The sequence below is a fragment of the Bradyrhizobium sp. 45 genome (genome assembly GCF_023073155.1).
Classification (GTDB): Bacteria; Pseudomonadota; Alphaproteobacteria; order Rhizobiales; family Xanthobacteraceae; genus Bradyrhizobium; species Bradyrhizobium canariense_D.
Genome location: NZ_JADPIX010000122.1, coordinates 413547 through 438532, shown reverse-complemented (window position 1 = coordinate 438532; position 24986 = coordinate 413547). Strand labels below are relative to the sequence as shown.

Sequence of the window (24986 nt, the reverse complement as noted above, 5' to 3'; positions counted from 1 at the left end):
GGAGTTGAAGATGTCCCGCCCCGTGCCGAATCCCGGCATTCTCGATATTGCGCCCTACACGCCCGGCAAGACCCCGGTGGCAGAGCCTGGCCGCAAGGTGTTCAAGCTCTCGGCCAACGAGACGCCGTTCGGGCCCTCGCCGAAGGCGATCGAGGCGTTCAAGCAGGTGGCGGATCATCTGGAAGACTATCCGGAAGGAACCTCGCGCGTGCTGCGCGAAGCAATCGGGCGCACCTTCGGGCTCGATCCCAACCGCGTCATCTGCGGCGCCGGCTCGGACGAGATCCTCAACCTGCTCGCCCACACCTATCTCAGCCACGGTGACGAGGCGATCTCGACCACGCACGGCTTTCTGGTCTATCCGATCGCGACCATGGCGGTCGGCGCGAAGAATGTCATCGCGGCCGAGAAGAACCTCACCTGCGATGTCGACGCCATCCTCAAGGCGGTGACGCCGAAGACAAAGCTGGTCTGGCTCGCCAACCCCAACAATCCGACCGGCACCTATGTGCCGTTCGACGAGGTCAAGCGCCTGCGCGCCGGCCTGCCCTCGCACGTGCTGCTGGTGCTGGACGCAGCCTATTGCGACTACGTCTCGCGCAACGATTACGAGATGGGGATCGAGCTGGTCGCGACCACCGAAAACACGGTGGTGACCCACACCTTCTCCAAGATCCATGGTCTTGCGGCGCTGCGCATCGGCTGGATGTTCGGCCCCGAGCACATCATCGACGCGGTCAACCGCATCCGGGGTCCCTTCAACGTGTCGACGCCGGCCATGTACGCCGCCGTTGCCGCGATCGAGGACACAGCGCACCAGGCCATGTCGAAGCATTTCACCGAGACCTGGCGCAACTGGCTCGCCGAGGAGATCGGCAAGCTCGGGCTGAAGGTGACGCCGAGCGTCGCCAATTTCGTGCTGATCCACTTCCCGACCGAGGGCAAGACCTCGGACGCAGCCGACGCCTTCCTCACCAAGCGCGGGCTGGTGCTGCGCGGCTTGAAGAACTACGGCCTGCCGCATTCGCTGCGCATGACCATCGGCACCGAGGAGGCCAACCGCCTCGTCGTCGAGGGCCTGCGCGACTTCATGGCCGGACGATGAGCGCGACCCCGCACTTCCAGCGCGTCGCGCTGATCGGCTTCGGCCTGATCGGGGGCTCGATCGCACGCGCCGCGAAGCTCCAGGGTCTGGCTTCCGAGATCGTCACCACCGCGCGCTCGGAGAAGACGCGCGCACGCGTGATGGAGCTCGGCATCGTCGATCAGGTCGTCGCGACCAATGCGGAAGCCGTGAAGGACGCCGATCTCGTCATCCTCTGCATTCCCGTCGGCGCCTGCGGCCCGGTGGCGCAGGAGATCTCCGCGCATCTCAAACCCGGCGCGATCATCTCCGACGTCGGCTCGGTCAAGGGCGCCATCGTCAGGGATATGGCGCCGCACCTGCCGGAAGGCGTCCATTTCGTGCCGGCGCATCCCGTCGCAGGCACCGAGCATTCGGGTCCCGATTCCGGCTTCGCCGAGCTCTTCATCAACCGCTGGTGCATCCTCACCCCGCCGGAGGGCGTTGATGCGGCTGCCACCGATCGCCTGCGCGCGTTCTGGGCGGCGATGGGTGCCAAGGTCGAGATCATGACGCCGGATCATCATGATCTCGTGCTCGCGATCACCAGCCATCTGCCGCATCTGATCGCCTACACCATCGTCGGCACCGCCGACGAGCTGGCGCAGGTGACGGAGTCAGAGGTCATCAAGTTCTCCGCCGGCGGCTTTCGCGACTTCACGCGCATCGCCGCCTCCGATCCGACGATGTGGCGCGACGTCTTCCTCGCCAACAAGGAAGCCGTGCTGGAGATGCTCGGCACCTTCACTGAGGATCTGGCAAAGCTCACCCGCGCAATCCGCCGCGGCGATGGCGAGGCGCTGTTCGACCACTTCACCCGCACCCGCGCCATCCGCCGCGGCATTGTCGAAATCGGCCAGGATTCGGCCGCGCCCGATTTCGGCCGGCCGCATGCGCAGCTCGGCAACAAGCCGTAGCACCGAAGTGGCCCGGATGGAGCGCAGGCGTAATCCGGGACTTCCGTCGCTTGAGGCAGGATTCCCGGATCGCGCTTCTCTCCATCCGGGCTACGAGCCTGCGTGGCTCCGTGACTAGAATGGGTAGTACCGGATCTGCGTCATGACGACGTTGTCGTCGGTCTTCGGCGCGCCGCCGACGCCGGCGAACGCGAACCGTTGCGTGTAGGAATATTGCAGGCCGGCTTTGAGCGTGCCGAAATTGCCTTGGTAGATGGTGTCGTAGATCCCGGCCGTGATCTGCCGAACCTCCCTGGTGTTGCCGTTGCAGGTCGCGCCCGCCGAGTTTTCGGTGAAGCAGCCGGTGTTGTTGTAGAGCGGATTGCCGTAGCCGAACGGCACCGTTCCAACATTGGCGAAATTCGCCTTGGCCTTTTCGAGGCCTGCATAGGAGTAGACATCGAGGCTGGGCGTCGCGTGCCAGATCAGGCCGACGGCGGCCGCCGTGATCGTCAGCGGGAGGAGGGTGCCGTCCTGCGCCACCGCCGCGTCGGCGAACGGTGTTGCCGTGAAGCGGCCCAGCACGCCGTGCGAGCCATAGAGCTGAAGATCGAGGGTTTTCGGAATCAGCTCGACGAAGATGTGTCCGCCGAAGCTTCCGGTGTCGTAGGGGTGGTTGGCGTTGTTGAAACGGTCGAACAGCTGGCGGTAGAGCGCCCACCCCTCGACATGCAACTTATAGGGCCCGAGCCTTGGGTCCCAGGCGGCCTTGACCGTGACGTCGGGCACCTGATTCAGGCAAGAAATCCCGGAACGGATTCGAAGTCGATCACGCCGGGCGCATCGACGCCACGAGGATCGATGCCGGACTTGGTCGGCGCGTTCAGCGACCAGGATTGCCCGGCGAGGAAGTGAAGACCGAGATCGCTGCGGTCCAGTTCCAGGCTGAGCTGCCGCATGCGCGGATTGAACGAGTTGGTCGCAACCGAGCTCGCCGTCTGAGCCGCACCTTCGAAATCGATCTCGCCATAACCCGCGAGGTGCGTGTCGGCATCGGCATTGCCCTCGGCCAGCACCGAGAACCTGCTCTGGCGTGCCGAGAAGCGCGTTTCCGGGATGTTGAAGTTGCGGCTCTGCTGATAGGGGATGAAGTTGTAGACCGAGCCGGTATCGGAAGCGAGATTCCGCGAGCGGTAGACGCCGGTGAGATCGACCCAGCCACCGAAGGTCAACGTCACGCCCTTGTAGCAGACCTTGCCGGCCGCACATGGATCGGCGGCGAGCGCCTTGTAACTTGCTGGTAACTGAACGGCCTTCGCCTGCGCTTCACCCTGTCGCGTCTTGCGCGCCTCGGAGTCCACGCGCTGCTGGAGCTCCTTCAGCTTCGCCTTCAGCGAGTGGATTTCGGTTGTGACATTGTCGTCGGCATGCGCCTGCCCTGAACAGGCAGCGAGAATACCCAGCATCAGTCCGCAATTGATGATCCGCATTTGAAGCTTCCTCCATTTGGGAAGCGGATTGGATTCCGCGCGCCATCTCCGGCGCATGCATGCTTCCCTGGTGTGGAGTGATTTGAATGCGGCTGCGGTTATTCGCGGCGCCGTGCATCTTGTGCATCACGTTTTCCTGACGATCCTGTTCGGAATATTTTCGTTGGCTGTCGATCCGCACGCGCGACTGTCGCGATTGTCCAAGGCAACTTTTCGAGGCCTCGTTCAAGGCAACGCGCATTGGGCCCGGCCGGGACATGACCGGGCCCAGTTCGCGACGGGCAAGTGGTGGATGGCGGCTATTTGCCCTTGGTCGCGCGCATCACCATTGGGCGCGGTGATTTCGGCGAGGGGACGAAGGCCATCGTCTCCCGCGTCGTCGGATTCGAGACGTTGCGATCACCGTTCGGATACATCGAGGCGTATGCTGCCGGCTCCTGCAACTGCCATTGCCACTGCGCAAACGCGGGCGTCGCGAGCGTGGTCGAGATGGCGATACCGGCAATGAACAGCCTGGACTTGGTCATGATATCTCTCCTGCCTGGGCGACCGCATCATCGTGCGGCCGACATGGAGAGAGAGCGGAGTTTGCGGCTCGGCATTCCCGGCCGGTCATCACGATCCGGCGAAGCGGCCGTGAGTTCAGCTCGTAACCCGCATGGAGGGAGTTACGACAGCTGAGGGCGATGAATGGAGAGAGGAGACTCTGAATCCATCCTACTGCTTCGCGCTACGGCTAATCTTTCCCGGCTTGAACAGCTCGAGGTCGATGGCCTGTCCCATCGCCAGATATCCGGTGCGGTTGGGATGAAGCTTGTCGCCGGCGCCACCAGTCGTGCTTTCGGGAACGAACTCCGGCTTGAGGCCACCCGAGGCCGGATCGAGCGTCGCCCGATCAAAATCGATTACACCGTCGAATGTCCCCGAGCTACGGATGAATGCGTTGAGCGCCTTGCGCTTGTCATCCTGCTCGGGAAAACCATGTGCCGCGCTGGTGCTACCCAATGCCGAAACGACGGTGGCGCCGATGATCCGGGCTTGCGGCCATTTCGCACGTAGCCTCGCGACACGATCCTTCATCGCGGCGATGACTTGGTCGGCGGTAAAATTGCCGTTCTTGCTGAAATCGTTGATACCTTCCAGCCAGATCAGGCTCGATATGCCGGACAGCGACAGCACGTCACGCTCGAGCCGCTGGCCCGAAGCGGGGCCGCCCGCGTACGGTTTGTCGGGACCATATTCGGCCGGGCCTGCGATTTGGTTGCCACCGATGCCGCCATTCACTACGGCAACCTTGTTGCCGTAGACTGCCTTCAGGCGACGCGACAGCACGTTGGGCCAGCGATCGTCGCCATTCATGGTTGAGGCGGTCCCGTCGGTAATCGAATCCCCAAACGCCATGATGGCGAAGGCATCGGCAGGCGCAGTCATCTCGATCGCATCGAGGAAGAACCATGACGCAGTCGCATAGGGGAAGGAAGCCTCGTCTTCCAGGGCGCCCTTCGCGCCGGCGCCGGGCGCACTGACATAGGAGGTGGTCAGCGCTTTGGCGTGCCAGGTCATCGGGCCGCTCTGGCCGGCGACATGAAAACTGACCGCAAGCCGGCGGCCGGCGAGGTCATCGGGCCGCTTTGCAAACGGCAGCGCGATCGCATCGCTCCAGACCGAATTCCCCGGCGACACCGTAACGGAAGCCGTGCCGGCGAACGTAACCGGAATGTTGGAGCCGCGGATCAACGCGGCACTGCCCGACTGCAGGCCGACGTAAACGCCGTCAAACGTGACGGGTTTGGTGCCGAAGGCGTTGCTGAGCCGGATGCGGGCCTGACGGCCCCAGATATCCGGCCGCACGATCAGGCGAAAGGTCTGGTCCCGCGCACCGGCCGCAGGCTCGGGAAACGCGAATTTCTGTTCGGGCTGGGCTGACGGATTGCCGACGGGGTATGGGCCCTGAACCGCGCCCGTCCAGGACACCACCCAATGTTCGCTATCCTTTGCGGTTGCGGTCTGAAGCGAGGCAACGAGCAGCGATGCTGCCACGAGACAATTCAACGCGCGCATTGTTTCCCCCGAACCCCAGATAATTTGGGCGCGGCCTTAGAGCCGTCAGTTGGTCTTCAATAGGGCGGCAGAACGCTACCTGTCCAGACGCACTGTCGCACTCCTCGCCCGACGCAGGAGAGGACCTCGCAGGTTGCGTCACCGGCGCCGACAAGAAGCTCTTCGCAGAAACGATCTGTTCACAGTTTCGAACGCATCAGACGGACCGAGCTGTCCGCCCGGCAGGTTTATGAATTCACGACCTAATACAGCGGCGGGATCTGGCCGACCTTGACCGGGCCGAGCAGCACGGCGCCGTCGACGAACTTCAGCGGGAAGCTGCGAGCCTTCTTGCCTTCCAGCGTGCTCTCGGTGCCGATCGAATTGATGCCGGCGGCAACGCCTGCATTGGCGTTCTGCTTGATGACCTTGCCGAGGCCGGGAACGGCACGGTCGAGCGCACCGAACAGATTGTTGAGGTCCTGCGACTTCACGCCGGGCGCGACGCGATCGAGGGTCGCCTGCGGCACCCCCTCCTGCAGCATCTTCTCGATGCCGAGCGCGGGGATCACGCGCTCCAGGCCCGTCACGGTCATCTGCAATTCGCCATCGAGGCGGCCGTTTGCCGAGAGCCCGAGCGTGCCGGCCGCAACCGCGATCATCTCGCCCTGCTGGATGCGGGACTGCACGATCTCGATATGGCCGCCGGCGGCCTGGATCTCGCGGAAGCGCTGCGGCCACGGCTTTGGCGTGAGATCGGACAGTCCGGTGATCTTCGCCCGCGTGTCGGCCTCGAACGGCTCGGCGAGCAGCGGATGAACGCCCTGGACGCTGCCCTGCGCGATCTGGAGCACGGTCTCGATCACGGGATGATCGGACGGAGATCCATCCGCAAGGCGTCCATGCAGCTCGACCTGTTTTGCGCGCGCGAGCGGCACCTGCATGCTGCCGTCGACACGATTGACGGTCGGCTCCTCGAACACGATGGAAGCGCGCTCCGGCACGGCGGGCAGGCCGACCACACTGCTGCGACCCTTGCTCCAGTTCATCACGAAGGTGCTCTGCGTGACGCCGTCAGTGAGCGTCGCGGGTGCGGTAAATTCGGCGATGACGCGCTTGGGATCGTAGACTTGGGCGACGACCAGGATGTTGTCGAGCTTCGCCGTGAACGGCGTCTTGCTGGCGTTCTGCGACACCAGGGCGACGCTGGCGCCCGAACACCGGACCTCGAAGCGGAAGGGGAAGCCCGCGATCGAGCGCTTGGCGCAATCATAGACGCGGCCGGATTTGGCCTCCTGCGCGCGCCAGGCATCGGCGGCGATTTCGGCCTGCGACGCCGCATAGAACCAGAAGCAGCTCCACGCCACCGCGAGGATCAGGAGGATGACAGGGGCGATGAAAAGGCCCCAGCGGGAGCGCCGGCGTGCGGCAACGGTCATATCGGACATGCGGCGACCCTTTGACCCCTGATTTTGTCAAATGTAAGCGAGGTTGGCGTGCTCCGAAAGGCGGAGAATTCGCTTCGCTTGGGAGCGCGGTTCTGGTAGCCGTGCCCGAAATGTCGGAAATCACCCTCCCCTCCGTCACCACAGCCAAAGGCGACCTCTGGGTGTTCGGCTACGGCTCGCTGATGTGGCGGCCGGGTTTCGAATTCGAGGAGCGCGTCCCCGCGCGGCTGGTCGGCGAGCACCGCGCGCTCTGTGTCTATTCCTTCGTCCACCGTGGCACGCCGGAGAAGCCGGGTCTGGTGCTCGGCCTCGACCGCGGCGGCGCCTGCCGCGGCATCGCCTTCCGCGTCGCCGAAAAGAACCGCGCCGACGTCGTCGCCTATCTGCGCGCGCGCGAGCAGGTGACGTCGGTCTATCGCGAAGTCATGCGCTCGGTGTGGCTGGAGAACGATGCGCGGCAGCGCGTCTCCGCGCTCGCCTATGTCGTCGACCGCGGCCATGTGCAATATGCCGGTCGGCTGTCGCTCACCGACCAGCATCGCCACGTGCTCCAGGGCCACGGCCAGTCCGGCGCCAACCGCGACTACGTGACTGCGACGGTGAAGGCGATCGAGGCCGAAGGCTTTCGCGATGCGCAGCTGCATCAGCTTGCCATGATGCTGCATGGTGATGCGCATTCTCCGCACGCGCCGGCTCCGGCGGACGATCGGGAAAACCGCTAGCTCTCCAACGGCGCATAGCTCGGCGCCGAGCCGATCAGCTGCTCCTGCTCCTTGCGGCCCGCTTCGACGAGGCGACCGGTCGCGTCTTCGATCACCGTTTGCACACGGGAGAGATACTCGTCCTTGGGCAAGCCCGGCGGCAGCGGATCGAGGAATTCCACCACCAGCGTGCCGGGATAGCGCATGAAGGTGCGGCGCGGCCAGAACAGGCCGGAATTGAGCGCGATCGGCAGGCACGGCGCGCCGCAGGACGAATAGATCTGCGCGAAGCCGCTCTTGTAGTCCGGTGGCGCGCCCGGGGCGCGGCGCGTGCCTTCGGGAAAGATCACGAGCTGCCCGCCGCTGCGCACCGCCTCCCGCGCCCGCCGCGTCATGTCCAGCAGCGCCTTGACGCCGGCATTGCGGTCGATCGCGATCATCCCGGTCTTGACCAGGAACTGGCCGAACACCGGGATCTGCATGAGCTGACGCTTGAGGATGAAAATCGGACGGTCGAAGAAGCCCGGCAAGACGAACGTCTCCCAGAACGACTGGTGCTTCGCCACAACGACCAATGGTCCCCTCGGGATCTTTTCGAGGCCGCGGAATTCCACCTTGATGTTGCAGACAGCCCGCATCAGAAACAGCGTCGCCTTTGCCCACCATTGCGCGACCGTGAGCATGGCGCGCGGCGGCAATGCGAAGGTCGGCAGCGCCACGATCGCGAGGCACACCAGCACGGTGTAGAACAGCACGTTGAACACGAGCGATCGCAGGAAAATCAAGAACATCGAGGATCCGATCAATTGCCGATCAGTTGCCGATCAATTGGCCTGTGCGGTGGCGGGCCGCTTCGCCTGCAGCCCGGAAGGCTGCTCCGACATCTCGGGCGAAAGGTCAATCCCGAAATCCTCCAGCCGCACCCTGACCTCCGCCGCGATATACTTGACATATTCCGACAGCAGCAGCCGCAAAGTGGACGCCGAGGTCCACCACGGCTCGTCGCGCCATTTGTCGCCGACCACCACGAACGGGATCAGTGTCGCCTCCGGCATCGCATGCGAGAATTCCACCAGCGCGCGCGGCATATGATAGTTCGAGGTGACCACGATCAGCGATTTGAAGCCGCGTCCCGCGGCCCAGCGCCGCGCTTCCGCGGCATTGCCGCGGGTCGAGACCGCGGTGCGGTCGAGATCGACGCAGCAACGCATGAAAGACTGGTTCTCCGGCAGCGTCCGGGAGATGTCGCTCGCCGTCGAGGTCGGGTGTACGCCGGAGATCAGGAGCCTCCTGCCGTAGCCGGCAGCGAGCAGCTCCATCGCATCCGACACCCGCGAGGAGCCGCCGGTGAGCACCACGATGCCGTCCGCCTTGCGGTCCGGCGCGATCTCGGCGCCGCGCAATTGCGACAGAAACGCAATAAAGCCCGCCGCCGCGCCGACGAAGGCGAGCGCAATCGTCGACATCACGGCCGCGCGCAGCCACCCGCGCGGCAGTTTCGGCGATCGATCGGCGGTCGGCGCGCTCATGCGATGTCGGTGATCCCTTCCCAGAGGTGATTTTAGGACGTTTTGAGGCGAAGTGGAGTCCGGTTTGTCGGCCTCAAACTATGTGGCGAAGCGCTGGGGCCGCGAACCAGCTTTCCCCTCTCCCCTTGTGGGAGAGGGTGGCTCGCCGCGATAGCGGCGAGACGGGTGAGGGGTATGTCTCCGCGAACTCGCCTCGACGTTCGTGCACGTGGATAGAACCCCTCATCCGGCGCTTCGCGCCACCTTCTCCCACAAGGGGAGAAGGAAGAAAACCATCTCAATCGACATCATTCAGCGTCGCGAACAGCGTCTGGCGCGAGGCGACCGCGGTGATGGCGCCGATCAGCACGGCCTGCACCGCGAGCACGATGTAGCCGGATGGCCGCAGCGAGAAGGTGCCGAGCAGCGCGGCGAACTGGTCGCCGACGGGAGTGCCCGAAAACCAGCCTGCAATCGACTCGGAGAAGCCGAACACCAGCATGGCGGCGCCGCCGCCGATCACGCCGCCCTCCAGCCCCAGCCTGAGGAAATGACGCAGGAAGCGGTTGGCGATGTAGCGGTCGCCGGCGCCGACGAAATGCAGCACCTCGACGATCGGACGGTTCGCCGCCATGGCGCCGCGGGTTGCGAACGACACCGAGATGATGGTGGCGACGATGACGAGCGCGAGGATGCCGAGACCGGCGAGCACGGTGGCGTTGGTCATCGAGCGCATGCGCTCGATCCAGGCGCGGTGATCGTCGACGCTGGCGCTTGGCGCCACCTGGGTCACGCGGGCGCGCAAGGCGCCGAGATCGAGCGCCGTGCCGGGCTGCACGCGCGCGATGATCATGCGCGGGACCGGCAGATCGTCCATCGACAGCCCGGTGCCGAGCCAGGGCTCGAGTAGCTTGCCGCTCTCGTCCTTCGTGAACGGCTTGACCTCGACGATGCCGGCTTGCGCGCGCATGGCCTCGGTCACCGCCGCGGTGTCGCGTTCGAGATCGCGGCCCGTCTGCGGCCGGACCTGAATGGTGATCTCGCTCGCGACATCCGACTGCCATTCGGCGGCGGAGGCGCTCACCAGCAGCACCGTGCCGGTCGTCATCGAGGCCAGGAAGGTCATGATGGCGACAACGGCGACCAGCGCGCGGCCGTGGATCGAGGCGCGCGGCACGATCGGCGACATATTGCGCGCCCGGGCCGGAAGCGGCGGCCCCTCCTGCCCGAGATCGACCAGCACGCCGCGCTCGTCGGGCCTATTCATAGACGTGCAGCCGTCCCTGGTGCAGCACGAAGCGTCGCGCCTCGTACTGGTCCATCAGGGCGATATCGTGGGTGGCGATGATGACGGCGGTGCCTGACTTGTTGAGCTCGATGAACAGCCGCAGCAGGCGGCGGCCGAGCGTCGGATCGACGCTGCCGGTTGGCTCGTCGGCCAGCAGCAGCTGCGGCCGCGAGATCACGGCGCGCGCGATTGCCGCGCGCTGCTTTTCGCCGCCGGACAGGATCGGCGGCAGCGCGTCCATGCGCTCGCCGAGCCCAACCCATTTCAGGAGATCGATGACCTCCTTGCGGTAGCTCGATTCGCTGCGGCCCATCACGCGGAACGGCAGCGCCACGTTTTCATAGGTCGTCATGTGATCGAGCAGGCGGAAATCCTGGAGCACGATGCCGATGCGCTTGCGCAAGTCTGCGATCTCGTCCTTGCCGAGCTGCGAGATGTCGTGACCGAACAAGTTGACGAGCCCCCGCGTCGGGCGATGCGAGAGGAACAACAGGCGCAGCAACGAGGTCTTGCCGGCGCCGGACGGGCCGGTGAGGAACTGGAAGGAATGCGCCGGGATCTGGAAGTTGAGGTCGCGCAGGACCTCGGGCCCCAGGCCGTAACGCAATCCGACATTTTCGAACCGAACCAAGCTCAGCTCCGTTCGAGAGAGGCCGCGGGCCGCACGGCTGTGCTCCGCCACACGCGATCCGCGGGTTTTGCGGCCGTTATGGTTTCCGGTTCGTTAACGGTCGTCCTGTAGCATAATTGGTAGCATCTTTCCGTCTCGGTTCTCCACGACCGTGTCACGATCAAGACTTGTCCATGCATCAAGGCTCGTCCATGCATATCGTCTGCCCTCATTGTACGACATCCTACGCCATCAAGCCCGCGAGCCTTGGGGCGAACGGCCGGACCGTGCGCTGTTCCCGTTGCAAGGAAACGTGGGTCGCCCATGCCGAGGATGCCATCGAGGAGGCATCTGTGCCGGCCATGGCCGCGGCCAGCCGGGCCGACGACCAGGCCGATCTCGCCGAGCAATGGAACTCCTATGCCCAGGACGACGGAGCCGCTGACGCGCCTGTCGTTGACAGCCCCTCGATCGCCAGCGACTGGCCGGACCAGGAAGCCGCCGACACCGAGGACGAATGGTCCGCGGCCGCCCGATCCGTTGAGGAGGAAGTCGGCGGCGAACAGCACCAGTCCTGGTTCCGTGGCCTGTTCGGCCGTCGCCGCGGCGCGCGAGTGCGCCGTCCGGCGGCCCCGCGAAAATCCCATTTCGGCCTGCCGACCGCCTGCGCCGCCATGGGCGCGCTGGTCCTGGCGCTGGTGATCTGGCGCGGAGACATGGTGCGGCTGCTGCCGCAGACGGCAGCCTTCTACAGGATGGTCGGCCTCGAAGTTAACCTGCGCGCACTCGCCTTCAAGGACGTCAAGCTCTCCAGCGAGACAGTAGACGGTAAGCAGGTGCTGGTGATCGAGGGCGTGATCGTGGGACAGGGCAAGAAGCCGCTCGACATTCCCCGCTTGCGCTTCGCAGTGCGCGACGCGCAAGGCGCGGAAATCTACGCCTGGAACGCCGTTCTGGAACAGACCGTATTACAGCCCGGCGAGCGCGCCTTCTTCCGCTCGCGCCTGGCCTCGCCGCCGCCGGAGGGCCGCAATATCGACGTTCGCTTCTTCAACCGGCGCGACATCGCCGGCGGCAGCGTATAATCGATTTCGCAGGTCTCGCAGGCAAAGTTGGTGGCGAGATTGATCCCAAGGTTGGTCTCATGTCCAAGATCCTGATCGCCGACGACGAGGATTCGATGCGCCAGCTGGTGGCGCGCGCCATCGCCATGGACGGCCACGAGATCGTCACCGCGCAAGACGGCGCCGAGGCGCTGGAGATCCTCACGCGCGCGGACGGCAGGTTCGACCTGCTGCTCACCGACATCCAGATGCCGGTGATGGACGGCATCGCGCTGGCGCTTTCCGTCGCACGCGATTTCCCCGATTTGACCATTCTGCTGATGACCGGCTTTGCCGACCAGCGCGAGCGCGCCTCGAACCTCAATGCGCTGGTGCATGACGTCGTGACCAAGCCGTTCTCGGTCGCCGACATCCGCACGGCGGTGGCGGACGCGCTGGCGGCGAAGAAGGGGTAGCGGCGTCGGGGCGCCACGTATTCCGCTGTCATGCCCCGGCTTGACCGGGGCATCCAGTAGCCGCAGCCTCTCGATTGAATCACAACCGTGTCGGAGTACTGGATCGCCCGGTCAAGCCGGGCAATGACAGAGAACTCAAAAATCCTTCAGCAGCCGCTCGATGTAATCGAGCTCGATCTGCGGGCGCGAGCTGTCCCCCAAGCGGCGGCGGAGCTCCTCGAGGATGCGGCGGACGCGCTGGGCGTCGATCTCGCCGGGGATCTTGACCGTGTAGTCGTCGCTCAGATCGCGGCCGTGAAGTGGGCGACCGAGCGGATCGGTCTGATTGCCGCCGCTCTGCTGACGACCGGGCCGGTTGCCGGGGCCATCGCCCTGCCCGTCGCCATCGCCCTGCTGCATCGCCTCGGCCATCTTCTGCGCGCCCTTGCGCAAGGCCTCGAGAGCTTTCCCCTGCGAGTCCACGGCACCATCCGAATTGCCTTCGCCGAGCTGCGAGCCGGCATCGCCCATGGCCCCGTCGGCGGCGTCCAGACTGCCGTCGTCATCGCCCTGGTCACCGTCCTGATCGCCATCCTGGCCCGGCTGTCCCTGCTCGCCCTGCTGACCCTTTTGCCCCTTCTGGCCCTGGCTCTTCTGGCCCTTTTGCCCCTTCTGCGTGAGGCCGCGCTTGGCGAGCTCGTCCTGCAGCTTCTTCAGGCGGTCGCGCAGCGACTGCTGATCCTGCTGGAGATCCGACATCGACTGGTCGCCCTGCTGCTTGCCGCGCGAGCGCTCACGCCGGGAATCCTGCCCCTGCTTGAAAGTCTTGTCGCGCAATTGCTGCTGCTTGCGGATCATGTCGCTGAGCTCGTTGAGCGCCTGCTCCATGTCGCTGTCGCCGGATTGCCCGGGCTGCGCCATCTGGAGGTTTTCCATGATCTGCGCGAGCTGCTCGAGCAGGCGCTGGGCCGCCTCGCGATTGCCTTCCTTCGCGGCCTTCTCGATCTGCTTCAACAGCTCGTCGAGATCGCGCTGCGTGATGACGGAACGATCGCGATTGGAGGATTGGCTCTTTTCCGTCGCGCGCTTGTAGTCCTCGAGCTTCTGAATCGCATCGGATTGATTGTTCAGGCTCCGTCCGGACTCCTTTTGCCTGAGGCTGTCGCCGGACTCCTGCATCGCCTTTTCCGCGCTATCGAGCAGCGCATCGGGATCCTGGTCCTGCTGGGCCGAGACGGCAGCGGGGAAGCCTCCCAGGAGGAGGGCAAGACAGGCGATCGAGATCGCCTTCACGACTGGCACGCGCGCTAGCTTCCGCATTTCCGGTCCCGCGTAAACTGATTGGCGCCGTCCTCGCCCCCCTTCGCCCGGCTGTTCGCCGACTTCCGATAGGCCTGCAGCTGCTGGCGCAAGACGTCCTGCTGCTGCGCCAGCTCTTCGAGCTGCTCGGGCTTGGCATGCTGGGTCTTCTGTCGCAGCTCGACCGCCTTGTCGAGGATGAGCTGAACCTCTGCCGGGAAAGGCTGCCGGGGTCCAAGCGGATTCTGCTCGGCGCGCCGGGCGAGATCGCGCACCTTGCCGGCCATCGCCTCGCGAAGCTTTTGCGTCAGCGCTTTGATCTCGTCCTCGCTGGCGCCGCGTTCCAGCGCCCGCTTGAGCGCGTCCTGAGCCGAGCGCAGCGCGGCGTTGACGCTGCCGGCGACACCGTCGTCCTCGATGGTGACCGCGAACGCCCACATGCTTCCCACTACATCGCGCAGCGCGTCGTCGGTGCGGGCGGCTTCCAGCTGCAGCGCCAGACTGCGCAGGCCGAGATAGCAGCCCGCATCCGGCGTGAACAATTCGGGTGCGATCATCAGCGCGTCGAGGGCGGCGTAGACATCCGAATTCTTGTTGGCGTCGAGCGCCAGGATGCGGCGCTGCTCGACCAGCGCGCGCGCGAGCAAGTTGGTGAACAGCCGCTCGGGCAGGCGCATGTTGAAGGGCTCGCTCTTGGCCTCGTTGCCGGCCTCGTCCTTGGCGGTGAGGGTCAGCGTGACATCGGCACCGGCATAGGGATCCTCGCTGAGGTCCTTCACCGTCTGACCGACGCCGTTGCGGGTGCGCGCATTCGGCAGCACGAGCGGGAATTGCGGCGGCTGGAATAGCGGCCGCGCGGCGGCCTTGGTGTCGGCCTCCTTGCTGCCATCCTTGACACCATCTTTGGTATCGGCGGCACGCAGGCCGATTTGCGCATCGGCGCCGGTGACGCCGTAATCGTCCTCGATCTTGTAGGTGAGCTGGAGTCCGCCACGGGCCTGGCGCTCGGGATCCTTGGCCAGCGCGATCGTCGGCGCGCGGTCCGGCGTTGCCGCAAACGCCCATTGCGGCTGGCCGGAGGGCGCGCGGACATGCGCGGTGCCGTCGCCGCTGATGGCAAAATGCTTCTCGTTGGTGCCCTTGGGCGCGGCTTCGGTGGGCGCTACTTCCTTGAGGCCGCCGGAGACGACAACATCAAGGCTGCCGCCGGAGGAGCGAACGATCAGGGTCGAGCCGGCGGGAACGGCAAGCGGACCGCTGGCCGGCAGCGCGGCGGCCTCCTTGTTCGCGGCCGACAGAATGACCGGCGGCTTGCCGGTGTAGAGCGGCGGCGTGACCCAGGCATCGACGCGAACATTCGTCGGGGCCAGCACGCCGTTCCAGTGGAAGGCGGCCCCGAGCCGCATCGCACGCTCGTCGCCGGCAGCGAAGAAGGTCGCAACCAGCATCACCATGACCAGCGCGCGCAGCGCCCAGGGATCATGCAGAGCGAGCCGGGGCTTCGGCAGACCGGCGCGGATGCGCTTGATCGAAGCCAGCGTGCGCTCACGCTGCGCCCGCCACAAGGCCTGCGCAACCGGGTCCTGCGAGCTCAGCGTGTCCGTCAGCGTGGTGGCCGGCCGGTGACGGATGCCGGAGCCGCGGTCGAGTCGGGCCAGCGCCTCCTCGCGGCTCGGCCAGCGGAAGCGACTCAACGGGAACAGGGTGACAATCGCGACGCCGGCGAAAACGACGAGACCGATGGCGCGGGCAATGGACGGCAGCGCCAGCCAGAGGCCGGCCCAGGACACCACCAGGAACAGACCGACGACGGTGAGAAGCCGCGCCAAATTTGGCCAGGCACGCTCCCACGCGATGGCATAAGTGGCCCGCTGCAGGGCTTGCGCCAGCTTCAGCCGCGACAGAGCGTCGCCATCGCGGATCGGGTCTGACGGGTCGGGGGTGACGCCGTTCAATCAACTCTCCAGGTTGCCCGGTAGAGAAGCGTACCACAACGGCAGCACTGAGGCATCCGTTCCTGTACGGGAGACACCCCTTTTCCCGCATAACACGAGGACGTGACTGGCCCGCCGCAACCCCGTAATTTCCGCGCCGACAGCCAAGGAAAACAAAGGAAACACCATGGACAAGAAGATGCACGACAAGGGCCTGGAAGTCCGCAAAGCAGTGTTGGGCGAGGCCTATGTCAACAACGCCCTGAAGACCGTCGACGACTTCAACCGTCCGTTCCAGGAGATGCTCAACGAATATTGCTGGGGCACGGTGTGGGGCCGCGAGGAGCTGCCGCGCAAGACCCGCAGCATGCTCAACATCGCGATGATCGCGATCCTCAATCGTCAGCACGAATTCCGCGCGCATCTGAAGGGTGCACTCACCAACGGCGTCAGCCGCGACGAGATCCGCGAGATCCTGATGCAGGTCGCAATCTATGGCGGCATGCCGGCCGCGGTTGACAGTTTTCGAATCGCGCGCGAGGTGTTCGCGGAGATCGACGGCAAGGCGTGAGGGGTGCCGGCGTGAAGGACGGGGACGCGACGTCCCCATGTCGTCCTGGCGAAAGCCGGACCCATAGCCACTGGCAGGTGTGGTTACGGGCACTCGGAGTTGCCACTTCGCGCCAAAACGTCTCCCTGGGGTAATGGGTCCTGGCTTTCGCCAGGAAGACACCGAGGATGGATACGGGCCGATCAACAACAACGAATAATCACCACAAGGAAACACCATGGACATCGGATTCATCGGCCTCGGAAATATGGGTTTCCCGATGGCACGGCGGCTGATCGAGGCCGGCCACCGGCTCGTCGTATTCGACACGCGCCAGGAGGTCGTCGACAAGCTGGTGGCGCGCGGCGCCACTGCGGCGACGTCGCCGAAGGACGTCGCCGACCAGGTCGAGACCGTCATGGCGAGCCTGCCTTCGCTGCAGGCTTCGCTCGCGGTTGCGACGGGGCCGAACGGCGTGATCGAGGGAAGCCGCGTCAAACGCTTCGTCGATCTCTCCACCGTCGGCTCAGCGATGGCGGTGAAGATTCACGGCCTGCTCGCCAAGCATGACATCGTGCAGATCGATTGCCCAGTTTCCGGCGGCGTCGGCGGCGCCGAGAAAGGCACTCTCGCGGTAATGGTCTCGGGGCCGAAGACCGAGTTCGAGCTGCTCAAGCCCGCGCTCGACGTCATCGGGAAAGTGTTCTTCATTGGCGAGAAGCCCGGCGCGGCGCAGACCATGAAGCTCGCCAACAACTTCTTGTCGGCCACCGCGATCGTGGCGACCTCGGAAGCGGTGGTGATGGGCGTCAAGGCGGGGCTCGATCCCGCCGTGATGATCGACGTCATCAATGCCGGCTCCGGCATGAACACCGCGAGCCGCGACAAGTTTCCGCGCTCGGTGCTGCCGCGCAGCTTCGACTTCGGCTTCGCCACGGGATTGATGGTGAAGGACGTGCGGCTGGCGCTGGAGGAGATGAAGCAGCTCGGCCTGTCGATGGAGGTCGCGGAGGCGGTCTGCCGGTTGTGGGAGACGGTCATCAGCACGGAAGGCGCCGAGTCCGATTTCACCGCGGCGATCAAGCCGATCGAGAAGAGGGCGGGCGTTGTGGTGGGCGGCAGGCCACCCGGCTAGCGCCAACACGACAGCGCAGCGCCGACGACCGGCGCTGCGCTGTCCTCCTTGGATCGATCTGCTACGAGCGGCGTCTGCCAAGTTCCGGAAGGTCGATCGGCTGCTCCAGTTGCAGGGAGGCCGAGCCCCCGCTGCATTTGATATACTTCTCGTCGCACCTGCGCATGCACCGTCTCTCGCTCGAGCATTTCGCAGAGGTATTGTTGCAGCTGACCCACGTAATGTCGCACCGTGTGACCCGGGCCGACGCGACGCCGGAGAGTCCGAGCACGAAGGCCACGCTGCAAGCTACGAAAAGCATGCGAAGCAGGCCGGCGCCGGCGAGTGAATCGTTCATTCGATCTCCTGTGTTGGCCGGGCACGTCTGCGCCTGCGGCCGGGTTTTTGACGAAGACGCAGTTCAAGCCTTGGCGAGATAGGGGATCGTGCCGGCCAAGTCCGTATCGTCGATCAACTGGAAGCGGCTCTCGCTGCCGCCCCTGCGCGCTGCCGCGAATCGGCCGTAGGCGGGATCAGTAACGAAGGACTCCGCCGCTTTCGCCGTGGGAAAAGACATGATCGCGATCAGCGATGTGTCGAGAGGGGCACCTTCAAGAGTTTTCACATTGCCGCTGCGGGAAAGATACTTGCCGCCATGCTTGTGCACCAGCTCGTGGACGGACGCGGCGTAGTCCGGCACCCACTTTCCGTCAGTCACTTTGATGTCCGCGATCAGATACGCTGTCATGTCGTGTCTCCTGGCTCGAGTTCAGCTCCGCGTTGAAGGGCGGGCATCACTTGGTGCCAGAACACGGCGCGGACTTGCCAGTACGGGAACTGTAGCGGGGCGATACAAATACTGAATTGCGCCGCCCTGGATCAGCTCGCCAGCTTGCGTTCCTTGGCGAACGGGCTAAGGCCGAGCCAACTTTGCATGGCCGCGGCAAGCTGCCGATCGCCGGTGAGCAGCATCCGCCGGCTTGCGGCGGCCGCCCGCACGGAATCGAGTCCCATCCAGATCGCCGTCATGGTGCGCAGATCAACCGACACGTAAAGGTCAACGTCGAAACCGGGATCAATCGAGCAGAGGTCGACACTGTCGTCGGGATCGACGATCAGCCACCACAATCGCTGCGTCGAAGGTAATTCCGGATACGCGAACTGCAGCACGCTGCGGCGGGTCGGCATCGGCGTCGTGTTCAAATTCCGCCGCATGTCCCACATCAACAGCTGGACATCGAGATGCTGAAGCGACAGATCCGACTCGATGCGGCGCTGGCCCCAGATGCCGAACGCCTCGACGATGGGGCCGAGTTCGCGTCCGGAAGCGGTCAGCTGATACTCGATCACGCCGCGCTCGGAAGCCGACGGCTGGCGGATGATGATGCCTGCAGCTTCGAGTTCCTTGAGGCGCTGGGAAAGCAGCGCAGGCGACATGCGGGGAACGCCGCGGCGCAACTCGTTGAACCGGGTCGAGCCGGCGACGAGTTCACGTAGCAGCACGACGGTCCAGCGCGTGCACAATATCTCGGCCGCCATCGCGACCGGACAGAACTGCCTGTAGCTGCCGATGGTCATGCGGGCCTCCGTGACAAGCGAAGGCGCAACCTTAGGGCCGCGGCGCGCGGCTTCCTAGTTCAGTTTCTGTATCAGCAGCGATTCATTCTCTGAACTGGCCGCGGACCGTGGTGAGCGTCTATTCGACCGGCATTGGCAAGCCGGCCGCCGCAATCGCGGCCCGCCGGACACAGGAGATTACCATGAAGAAATACGATTCAACGGCTTCCAGATTGCTCGTTTCGGTTCGCAGCGCCGCGATTTGCACCCTCGGCCTGGGCGTCGGCGTCATGCCGGCGTCCGCAGCCAATCTGACGAGGAGCATCGAGGTCAGCAGTGCTGCGGCCGAGGTGTGGTCCGTCATCGGGCCGTTCTGCGCGATCAAGGATTGGCTGCCGCCGGTGGGGCAGTGCATTGCGGACGGCAAGTCGCCGCCAACCCGGACGCTCGTCACCAGGGACGGCAAGGCCTCGTTCGTGGAGACGCAGACTGCGCGGAACGACAAAGACTACAGCTATTCCTACGCGTTCCTGTCGAGCCCACTGCCGGTGAGCCAGTACAAGTCGACCATCAAGGTCACGGCAAAGGGTGAAGGCGCATCGGTGGTGACATGGACCGGCATCTACACGCCCGACCCGGGGCGGGAGAAGGAAGCGGTCGATGCCCTCGGCGGCGTCTATGATTCCGGCCTCGCCGCAATCAGGGACCGGTTCAAGAAGTAGGGTCAATGCAGCGATGGGCGCAGCGCTAGCTGCGCTCATCGTGGACAATCACAGCCTCATAGCCACGGCGCCGGCGTATCCATCGCGATCAATTGCTCGACCTCGATGCGCGGACGCACGACCGCGTACTGGTCGCCCTTCACCAGCACTTCGGGCACCAGCGGCCGCGTATTGTAGGTGCCGGCCTGCACTGCGCCGTAGGCGCCGGCGGTCATGATGGCGATGAGGTCGCCGGGCTTTGGCGTCGGTAGCGTGCGATCGAGTGCGAGATAGTCGCCGGTCTCGCAGACCGGGCCGACGACGTCGGCCATGATGGTCGCGGCCCCCGTCGCAGGCTGCGTCACCGGCAGAATGTCGTGATGGGCCTCGTACAGCGTCGGGCGGATCAGATCGTTCATGGCGGCGTCGATGATGACGAAATTCTTGCCGTCACCGTGCTTCACATAGATCACCTTGGCGACCAGGATGCCGGCATTGCCGACGATCATGCGGCCCGGTTCGAACATCAGCGTGCAGCCGAGATTGTGGCTGACGCGCTTGACCATCGCGGCATAGGCGTCGGGCGCCGGCGGCGCCTCGCGGTCCATGTAATAGGGAATGCCGAGACCGCCGCCGAAATCGACATGCGAGATGTTGTGGCCGTCGGCACGCAGCGTCTGCACGAATTCGGAGAGGATGCGGAACGCGATCTCCATCTTGGAGAGGTCGGTGATCTGGCTGCCGATATGCACGTCGGTGCCTGTGACCTCGATGCCCGGCAGCTTCGCGGCGCGGGCATAGACCTCGCGGGCATGCGCGATCGGGATGCCGAACTTGTTCTCGGACTTGCCGGTCGAAATCTTCGCATGCGTGCCGGCATCGACGTCAGGATTGACACGGATCGAGATCCGCGCGGTCTTCCCGGTCTCGGTCGCAAGGCGCGACAGCAGCTCGAGCTCGGGCTCGGATTCGACATTGAGGCAGAGGATGTCGGCCGCCAGCGCAGCGCGCAGCTCGGCTTCCGTCTTGCCGACGCCGGAGAACAGGATCTTGCTTGCTGGAATGCCGGCGGCCAGCGCGCGCTTCAATTCGCCGCCGGACACCACGTCCGCGCCGGCGCCGAGCCTGGCCAGCGTGCGCAGCACCGACTGGTTGGAATTTGCCTTCATGGCGTAGCAGACCAGCACCTTCTCGCCCGCGAAGGCGTCGGTGAAAACGCGATAGTGCCGCTCGAGCGTCGCGGTCGAATAGCAATAGAACGGCGTGCCGACGGTTGCAGCCAGCTCGGACAGGTTCACCGCCTCGGCGTGCAGCACGCCGTTGCGATAGTCAAAATGATTCATGGCGTTGGCTCAGTTGCCCCAGCCTATCGGCTGGGTCTTTCGTCCAGGAGCGGGTCGAGGATAAACGGTTTCTTCCTGCCCTTGGTCGCCGCCGGTGCGGCGTCCGCGCCATAGGTGGGGTTGAACACGCTCGGCGTCTTCTGGGCTTCGGTCTCGGTATCGGTCGGCGGCGCGACGTTGGCCGTTGACGCGCTGGAGGCGGTCGGCGGCAGATCCAGCGGGCCCTTGCGGCCACAGCCGGCAAGCGCGAGCGCCGTCAGGCTCAAGACAATGATGGCCCACCCCGAGCCGGCCGGGCGAAACTTTGACGTCACGACGAAATCCCCACTACGCGCGGCGCACCATACAGAGATTGGCGCGCTCTGGCGAGACCCGGATGACCATGAAACATAAGCGAAATTTTGCTCCTCAGCCCAATTTTCGCTCTTTTTCCAGCCGCTTCAGCCAGGCCTTGGCCTGCGATGCCACGTTCTTCGGCGCGGTACCGCCGAAACTGGTCCGGCTCTTCACCGACGATTCGACCGAGAGCACGCCAAGCACGTCTTTCGTGATCTTCGCTTCGATTGCCTGCATCTCCCTCAGCGGCAGCTCGTGCAGCGCCACGCCGCCCTCGGCGGCTTTCGCGACGATGCGGCCGGTGACGTGATGGGCCTCGCGGAACGGCATCTTCAGCGTCCGCACCAGCCAGTCGGCAAGATCGGTCGCGGTGGCGTAGCCCTCGCCTGCAGCAAGCTTCATCTTCGCTTCATCAGGCACGAGATCTCGGACCATGCCGGTCATGGCGCGGATCGCGAGCGACAGCGCGGCGAAGCCTTCCATGGCGCCCTGCTTGTCCTCTTGCATGTCCTTTTGATAGGCGAGCGGCAGGCCCTTCATGACGATCAGCAGCCCATTGAGCGCGCCGATGACGCGGCCGGTCTTGGCGCGCACCAGCTCGGCGGCGTCAGGATTGCGCTTCTGCGGCATGATCGAGGATCCCGTGGTGAACTTGTCGCTGAGGCGGATCATGCCGACCAGCGGCGAGGTCCAGATCACGATCTCCTCGGCAAAGCGCGACATGTGCACGGCGCAGATCGAGGCCGCCGACAGCGTCTCCAGCACGAAGTCGCGATCGGAGACCGCATCGAGCGAGTTCGCCATCGGACGGTCAAAACCGAGCGCCTTCGCCGTGGCGTGACGGTCGATCGGGAACGAGGTACCGGCGAGCGCTGCAGCTCCGAGCGGGGACTCATTCAGCCGCTTGCGCGCGTCCTGGAAACGGCCGCGATCGCGCGCGGCCATCTCGACATAGGCGAGCAGATGGTGGCCGAAGGTCACCGGCTGCGCGGTCTGCAGATGCGTGAAGCCCGGCATGACCGTTCCGGCGTGCTCCAGCGCGCGCTCGACCAGCGCCTGCTGGAACGCGGCGAGCGAGGCGTCGGTCTCATCGAGGACATCGCGGACATAGAGACGGAAATCGGTCGCGACCTGGTCGTTACGCGAGCGCGCGGTGTGCAAGCGGCCGGCGGCAGGGCCGATCAGCTCGGACAGGCGGCTCTCGACATTCATGTGAATGTCCTCGAGCGCGCGCTTGAATTCGAAGGCGCCCTTGCCGATCTCTGACAAAATCGTGTCTAGACCCTTGCCGATATTTTTCGCATCAGAGTCCGTGATGATGCCCTGCGCGGCCAGCATCGCGGCGTGGGCCTTGGACGCGGCAATGTCCTGGGCAAAGAGGTGACGATCGACGTCGATGGAGACGTTGATCTCTTCCATGATCTCGTCGGGACGTTCCGAGAACCGGCCGCCCCACATCTTGTTGCTCATGATCCCCTGCTCACGCCTTGCCTGTGGCCGCCGCACGTTTGCTGACGGCTGCCAGCCGTATTAAGAGGCCTCTGATAGCCATATCTGCGACCGGATGACAAACGATATGCTCGACCCCAACGACAGGCTCGACCAAAGGACAGCACGGTCGGCCACGCGCCGTATCCCCGTGGTCATCGCCACCGTGGTGGTCGGGGGCCTGGCTGGCTTTGCCGCGCTGTACGGGCTGGGCCTGGGCCGGGCCCCCTCCGGCGATCCCGCCTGCCGGGCCGCGGTGAACACCGCACAGAAGATCGCGCCGCTTGCCCATGGCGAGGTGGCGGCGCTGACCATGGCGACCGCACCGCTAAAGCTGCCGGACCTGGCCTTCGAGGACGCCGACGGCAGGCCGAAGAAGCTGTCGGATTTCCGCGGCAAGACGCTGCTGGTGAACCTCTGGGCCACCTGGTGCGTGCCCTGCCGCAAGGAAATGCCGGCGTTGGACGAGCTCCAGGGCAAACTTTCGGGCCCGAATTTCGAGGTGGTGGCGATCAATATCGACACCCGCGACCCCGAGAAGCCCAAGACGTTTCTGAAAGAGGCCAATCTCATCAGGCTCGGCTATTTCAGCGATCAGAAAGCCAAGGTTTTTCAGGATCTTAAGGCGATAGGCCGGGCCTTGGGCATGCCCACCTCGGTGCTGGTCGATCCTCAAGGCTGCGAGATCGCGACGATCGCGGGGCCGGCGGAATGGGCGAGCGAGGATGCGCTCAAGCTGATCCGGGCTGCGACGGGCAAAGCCGCAGCGTCGTTCTAAGCGATGATGTTTTAGGCGGTGACGTTGAGGTTGCTGCCGACGCCAGCGCCGACATTGGCAAGCGAGGGCTGTCCGGCGCCGAGCAGCGTCAGGACGGTGGATTTCTCCGCATCCGCGTTCTGCTTCATCAGCGTCGCCGAGATATTCGACTGCAGCGCGCCTTGCTGAGAGGCCAGCATGCTGCTGACCATCGCCATCATGTCCATTACGCAAACCCTCGTACCGGCGGTAACCTAGAGGCGGGCGGTTAACGGGACATGAATTGTCGCGAGTCGCCGTAAGGTAGGCTTTCTCCGTCTCCCGGCTCTGCTGCGTATCGCTAACGCGCTGCGCAATGTCCCGGCACGAAACCCCTTATCTCGTCGGAATCGGCTTGGCGCCGCGGTAGTCGTAAAAACCGCGCTGGGTCTTGCGACCGAGCCAGCCCGCCTCGACGTATTTCACCAGCAGCGGGCACGGGCGGTACTTGGAGTCGGCGAGGCCCTCATGCAGCACCTGCATGATCGACAGGCAGGTATCGAGGCCGATGAAATCAGCGAGCTCCAGCGGGCCCATCGGATGGTGCGCGCCGAGCTTCATCGCCGCGTCGATCGCCTCGACGTTGCCCACGCCTTCGTACAGCGTGTAAATCGCCTCGTTGATCATCGGCAGCAGGATGCGGTTGACGATGAAGGCCGGGAAATCCTCGGAGACCGCGACCTGTTTGCCGAGCTTGCCTACGAATTCCTTTGACGCCTCGAAGGTCTGGTCGTCGGTGGCGATGCCGCGGATCAACTCCACCAGTTCCATCAACGGCACCGGATTCATAAAGTGAATGCCGATGAAGCGTTCGGGCCGGTCAGTGGCGGCGGCCAGCCGCGTGATCGAGATCGAGGAAGTATCGGAAGCGACGATCGCCTCGGGCTTCAACACAGCGCAGAGATCGTGAAAAATCTTGCGCTTGACCTCTTCCTTCTCGACGGCGGTCTCGATCACGAGATCGCAGTCCGCGAGATCGTCCAGCTTCTCGCCGGCTACGATACGCGCCATCGCCTTGGCTTTGTCGTCCTCGCTGACGGCCTTCTTGGAGACCTGGCGCGTCAAATTGCCGTTGATCGTGGCCATGCCTGACTTGAGGCGGTCGGTCGAAATATCGTTGAGCACCACGTCGAAGCCGGCCAACGCAGCGACATGCGCGATGCCATTGCCCATCTGCCCCGCGCCGATCACGCCGACCTTCTTGATTACTGCCGCCATAATGTCATCCACCGGAACGGCGCGCTATCAACCGCGCCTGCCTATCCC

Annotated in this window: 27 protein-coding genes; 9 read left to right on the top strand and 18 right to left on the bottom strand. The window is 64.8% G+C overall.

Features of this window, described 5'->3' with window-relative positions; translation table 11 throughout:
• The first annotated feature begins 10 nt into the window (after positions 1-10).
• Both IVB42_RS22425 and IVB42_RS22420 read left to right on the top strand, forming a co-directional pair.
• Entirely contained in the window at positions 11-1105 is a 1095-nt protein-coding gene (locus IVB42_RS22425) for a histidinol-phosphate transaminase (RefSeq protein ID WP_026232497.1), read from the top strand.
• Positions 1102-2040, top strand: a complete 939-nt coding sequence (locus tag IVB42_RS22420; protein ID WP_018453262.1) for a prephenate/arogenate dehydrogenase family protein — start codon at positions 1102-1104, stop codon at positions 2038-2040. The genes IVB42_RS22425 and IVB42_RS22420 overlap by 4 nt, the downstream gene beginning before the upstream one ends.
• 114 nt (positions 2041-2154) lie before the next feature.
• On the opposite strand, the gene IVB42_RS22415 is transcribed toward IVB42_RS22420, so the two are convergent.
• From IVB42_RS22415 to IVB42_RS22395, 5 genes are all read right to left on the bottom strand, one after another.
• Positions 2155-2808 carry a hypothetical protein gene (locus IVB42_RS22415; RefSeq protein WP_245288367.1) on the bottom strand — a complete coding sequence of 218 codons (654 nt, stop codon included), beginning with the start codon at positions 2806-2808 and terminating at the stop codon, positions 2155-2157.
• 5 nt (positions 2809-2813) lie between these two features.
• The gene (locus IVB42_RS22410; protein ID WP_240543318.1) at positions 2814-3509 is read right to left on the bottom strand and encodes a hypothetical protein; all 696 of its coding nucleotides are present in this window, start codon (positions 3507-3509) and stop codon (positions 2814-2816) included.
• A 299-nt stretch (positions 3510-3808) separates the two neighbouring features.
• Positions 3809-4036 carry a hypothetical protein gene (locus tag IVB42_RS22405; RefSeq protein ID WP_018453261.1) on the bottom strand — a complete coding sequence of 76 codons (228 nt, stop codon included), beginning with the start codon at positions 4034-4036 and terminating at the stop codon, positions 3809-3811.
• Between the two features lie 190 nt (positions 4037-4226).
• A complete protein-coding gene (locus IVB42_RS22400; RefSeq protein WP_247299294.1) occupies positions 4227-5570 on the bottom strand; it encodes a GDSL-type esterase/lipase family protein in 1344 nt (447 codons plus the stop codon).
• A gap of 242 nt (positions 5571-5812) precedes the next feature.
• Positions 5813-6997, bottom strand: a complete 1185-nt coding sequence (locus IVB42_RS22395; protein WP_247372331.1) for a DUF2125 domain-containing protein — start codon at positions 6995-6997, stop codon at positions 5813-5815.
• A 110-nt stretch (positions 6998-7107) separates the two neighbouring features.
• On the opposite strand from IVB42_RS22395, the gene IVB42_RS22390 reads away from it, so the two are divergent.
• Positions 7108-7719 (top strand): gamma-glutamylcyclotransferase, encoded by a 612-nt coding sequence (locus tag IVB42_RS22390; RefSeq protein WP_018453258.1) that lies wholly within the window; start codon positions 7108-7110, stop codon positions 7717-7719.
• Here IVB42_RS22390 and IVB42_RS22385 read toward each other — a convergent pair.
• The 4 genes from IVB42_RS22385 to ftsE all read right to left on the bottom strand — a co-directional run bounded on the left by IVB42_RS22385 (position 7716) and on the right by ftsE (position 11125).
• Positions 7716-8489, bottom strand: coding sequence for a lysophospholipid acyltransferase family protein (locus tag IVB42_RS22385; protein ID WP_085361285.1), 774 nt, complete (start codon positions 8487-8489; stop codon positions 7716-7718). The genes IVB42_RS22390 and IVB42_RS22385 overlap by 4 nt on opposite strands.
• 33 nt (positions 8490-8522) lie before the next feature.
• Complete coding sequence (locus tag IVB42_RS22380; protein WP_018453256.1) at positions 8523-9227, bottom strand: YdcF family protein; 705 nt, start codon at positions 9225-9227, stop codon at positions 8523-8525.
• A gap of 277 nt (positions 9228-9504) precedes the next feature.
• The gene (locus IVB42_RS22375) at positions 9505-10473 is read right to left on the bottom strand and encodes an ABC transporter permease (protein ID WP_007597308.1); all 969 of its coding nucleotides are present in this window, start codon (positions 10471-10473) and stop codon (positions 9505-9507) included.
• Positions 10466-11125, bottom strand: a complete 660-nt coding sequence (ftsE, locus tag IVB42_RS22370) for a cell division ATP-binding protein FtsE (protein WP_008135325.1) — start codon at positions 11123-11125, stop codon at positions 10466-10468. The genes IVB42_RS22375 and ftsE overlap by 8 nt, the downstream gene beginning before the upstream one ends.
• A gap of 191 nt (positions 11126-11316) precedes the next feature.
• Here ftsE and IVB42_RS22365 point away from each other — a divergent pair, with 191 nt between their 5' ends.
• On the top strand, positions 11317-12189 hold the full coding sequence (locus IVB42_RS22365) for an MJ0042-type zinc finger domain-containing protein (protein ID WP_026232495.1): 873 nt from the start codon (positions 11317-11319) through the stop codon (positions 12187-12189).
• 59 nt (positions 12190-12248) lie between these two features.
• Positions 12249-12623 carry a response regulator gene (locus IVB42_RS22360; RefSeq protein WP_018453253.1) on the top strand — a complete coding sequence of 125 codons (375 nt, stop codon included), beginning with the start codon at positions 12249-12251 and terminating at the stop codon, positions 12621-12623.
• 135 nt (positions 12624-12758) lie between these two features.
• Here the strand turns inward: IVB42_RS22360 and IVB42_RS22355 are convergent, their stop codons facing one another.
• Both IVB42_RS22355 and IVB42_RS22350 read right to left on the bottom strand, forming a co-directional pair.
• On the bottom strand, positions 12759-13922 hold the full coding sequence (locus IVB42_RS22355; protein ID WP_085350740.1) for a DUF4175 family protein: 1164 nt from the start codon (positions 13920-13922) through the stop codon (positions 12759-12761).
• Positions 13910-15856 carry a TIGR02302 family protein gene (locus IVB42_RS22350; RefSeq protein WP_018453251.1) on the bottom strand — a complete coding sequence of 649 codons (1947 nt, stop codon included), beginning with the start codon at positions 15854-15856 and terminating at the stop codon, positions 13910-13912. Before IVB42_RS22350 ends, IVB42_RS22355 begins: the two co-directional genes overlap by 13 nt.
• 166 nt (positions 15857-16022) lie before the next feature.
• On the opposite strand from IVB42_RS22350, the gene IVB42_RS22345 reads away from it, so the two are divergent.
• Complete coding sequence (locus tag IVB42_RS22345) at positions 16023-16406, top strand: carboxymuconolactone decarboxylase family protein (protein ID WP_007597318.1); 384 nt, start codon at positions 16023-16025, stop codon at positions 16404-16406.
• A 217-nt stretch (positions 16407-16623) separates the two neighbouring features.
• Positions 16624-17520 (top strand): NAD(P)-dependent oxidoreductase, encoded by an 897-nt coding sequence (locus IVB42_RS22340; protein ID WP_018453250.1) that lies wholly within the window; start codon positions 16624-16626, stop codon positions 17518-17520.
• 400 nt (positions 17521-17920) lie between these two features.
• On the opposite strand, the gene IVB42_RS22335 is transcribed toward IVB42_RS22340, so the two are convergent.
• Entirely contained in the window at positions 17921-18247 is a 327-nt protein-coding gene (locus IVB42_RS22335; protein WP_018453248.1) for a DUF1330 domain-containing protein, read from the bottom strand.
• Positions 18248-18378: 131 nt separating this feature from the next.
• Positions 18379-19077 carry a helix-turn-helix domain-containing protein gene (locus IVB42_RS22330; protein WP_018453247.1) on the bottom strand — a complete coding sequence of 233 codons (699 nt, stop codon included), beginning with the start codon at positions 19075-19077 and terminating at the stop codon, positions 18379-18381.
• A gap of 182 nt (positions 19078-19259) precedes the next feature.
• Between IVB42_RS22330 and IVB42_RS22325 the strand changes: the two genes are divergently transcribed.
• Entirely contained in the window at positions 19260-19778 is a 519-nt protein-coding gene (locus tag IVB42_RS22325) for an SRPBCC family protein (protein ID WP_026232494.1), read from the top strand.
• Between the two features lie 56 nt (positions 19779-19834).
• Here IVB42_RS22325 and lysA read toward each other — a convergent pair whose 3' ends face one another.
• The 3 genes from lysA to argH all read right to left on the bottom strand — a co-directional run bounded on the left by lysA (position 19835) and on the right by argH (position 22906).
• A complete protein-coding gene (gene lysA / locus IVB42_RS22320) occupies positions 19835-21100 on the bottom strand; it encodes a diaminopimelate decarboxylase (protein WP_018453245.1) in 1266 nt (421 codons plus the stop codon).
• A 23-nt stretch (positions 21101-21123) separates the two neighbouring features.
• A complete protein-coding gene (locus IVB42_RS22315) occupies positions 21124-21414 on the bottom strand; it encodes a lipoprotein (protein WP_007615309.1) in 291 nt (96 codons plus the stop codon).
• Between the two features lie 94 nt (positions 21415-21508).
• On the bottom strand, positions 21509-22906 hold the full coding sequence (argH, locus tag IVB42_RS22310) for an argininosuccinate lyase (RefSeq protein ID WP_018453243.1): 1398 nt from the start codon (positions 22904-22906) through the stop codon (positions 21509-21511).
• A gap of 106 nt (positions 22907-23012) precedes the next feature.
• Here argH and IVB42_RS22305 point away from each other — a divergent pair, with 106 nt between their 5' ends.
• Complete coding sequence (locus IVB42_RS22305) at positions 23013-23702, top strand: TlpA disulfide reductase family protein (RefSeq protein WP_026232493.1); 690 nt, start codon at positions 23013-23015, stop codon at positions 23700-23702.
• An 11-nt stretch (positions 23703-23713) separates the two neighbouring features.
• On the opposite strand, the gene IVB42_RS22300 is transcribed toward IVB42_RS22305, so the two are convergent.
• Together IVB42_RS22300 and IVB42_RS22295 are read right to left on the bottom strand one after the other, a co-directional pair.
• A complete protein-coding gene (locus IVB42_RS22300) occupies positions 23714-23908 on the bottom strand; it encodes a hypothetical protein (RefSeq protein WP_007615312.1) in 195 nt (64 codons plus the stop codon).
• 148 nt (positions 23909-24056) lie between these two features.
• Entirely contained in the window at positions 24057-24938 is an 882-nt protein-coding gene (locus tag IVB42_RS22295) for a 3-hydroxybutyryl-CoA dehydrogenase (RefSeq protein ID WP_018453241.1), read from the bottom strand.
• Between the last annotated feature and the right edge of the window lie 48 nt (positions 24939-24986).

Excerpts from the sequence above, each read along its gene's own strand:
- IVB42_RS22365 (WP_026232495.1), top strand. The coding sequence starts at position 11,317 with ATGCATATCGTCTGCCCTCATTGTACGACATCCTACGCCATCAAGCCC.
- IVB42_RS22390 (WP_018453258.1), top strand. The coding sequence starts at position 7,108 with ATGTCGGAAATCACCCTCCCCTCCGTCACCACAGCCAAAGGCGACCTC.
- IVB42_RS22340 (WP_018453250.1), top strand. The coding sequence starts at position 16,624 with ATGGACATCGGATTCATCGGCCTCGGAAATATGGGTTTCCCGATGGCA.
- IVB42_RS22375 (WP_007597308.1), bottom strand. The coding sequence starts at position 10,473 with ATGAATAGGCCCGACGAGCGCGGCGTGCTGGTCGATCTCGGGCAGGAG.
- IVB42_RS22345 (WP_007597318.1), top strand. The coding sequence starts at position 16,023 with ATGGACAAGAAGATGCACGACAAGGGCCTGGAAGTCCGCAAAGCAGTG.
- argH (WP_018453243.1), bottom strand. The coding sequence starts at position 22,906 with ATGAGCAACAAGATGTGGGGCGGCCGGTTCTCGGAACGTCCCGACGAG.
- IVB42_RS22405 (WP_018453261.1), bottom strand. The coding sequence starts at position 4,036 with ATGACCAAGTCCAGGCTGTTCATTGCCGGTATCGCCATCTCGACCACG.
- IVB42_RS22300 (WP_007615312.1), bottom strand. The coding sequence starts at position 23,908 with ATGGACATGATGGCGATGGTCAGCAGCATGCTGGCCTCTCAGCAAGGC.
- IVB42_RS22425 (WP_026232497.1), top strand. The coding sequence starts at position 11 with ATGTCCCGCCCCGTGCCGAATCCCGGCATTCTCGATATTGCGCCCTAC.
- IVB42_RS22360 (WP_018453253.1), top strand. The coding sequence starts at position 12,249 with ATGTCCAAGATCCTGATCGCCGACGACGAGGATTCGATGCGCCAGCTG.
- IVB42_RS22330 (WP_018453247.1), bottom strand. The coding sequence starts at position 19,077 with ATGACCATCGGCAGCTACAGGCAGTTCTGTCCGGTCGCGATGGCGGCC.
- IVB42_RS22295 (WP_018453241.1), bottom strand. The coding sequence starts at position 24,938 with ATGGCGGCAGTAATCAAGAAGGTCGGCGTGATCGGCGCGGGGCAGATG.
- IVB42_RS22385 (WP_085361285.1), bottom strand. The coding sequence starts at position 8,489 with ATGTTCTTGATTTTCCTGCGATCGCTCGTGTTCAACGTGCTGTTCTAC.
- IVB42_RS22400 (WP_247299294.1), bottom strand. The coding sequence starts at position 5,570 with ATGCGCGCGTTGAATTGTCTCGTGGCAGCATCGCTGCTCGTTGCCTCG.
- IVB42_RS22305 (WP_026232493.1), top strand. The coding sequence starts at position 23,013 with ATGCTCGACCCCAACGACAGGCTCGACCAAAGGACAGCACGGTCGGCC.
- IVB42_RS22410 (WP_240543318.1), bottom strand. The coding sequence starts at position 3,509 with ATGCGGATCATCAATTGCGGACTGATGCTGGGTATTCTCGCTGCCTGT.
- IVB42_RS22395 (WP_247372331.1), bottom strand. The coding sequence starts at position 6,997 with ATGTCCGATATGACCGTTGCCGCACGCCGGCGCTCCCGCTGGGGCCTT.
- IVB42_RS22380 (WP_018453256.1), bottom strand. The coding sequence starts at position 9,227 with ATGAGCGCGCCGACCGCCGATCGATCGCCGAAACTGCCGCGCGGGTGG.
- IVB42_RS22325 (WP_026232494.1), top strand. The coding sequence starts at position 19,260 with ATGAAGAAATACGATTCAACGGCTTCCAGATTGCTCGTTTCGGTTCGC.
- IVB42_RS22355 (WP_085350740.1), bottom strand. The coding sequence starts at position 13,922 with ATGCGGAAGCTAGCGCGCGTGCCAGTCGTGAAGGCGATCTCGATCGCC.
- IVB42_RS22335 (WP_018453248.1), bottom strand. The coding sequence starts at position 18,247 with ATGACAGCGTATCTGATCGCGGACATCAAAGTGACTGACGGAAAGTGG.
- IVB42_RS22420 (WP_018453262.1), top strand. The coding sequence starts at position 1,102 with ATGAGCGCGACCCCGCACTTCCAGCGCGTCGCGCTGATCGGCTTCGGC.
- lysA (WP_018453245.1), bottom strand. The coding sequence starts at position 21,100 with ATGAATCATTTTGACTATCGCAACGGCGTGCTGCACGCCGAGGCGGTG.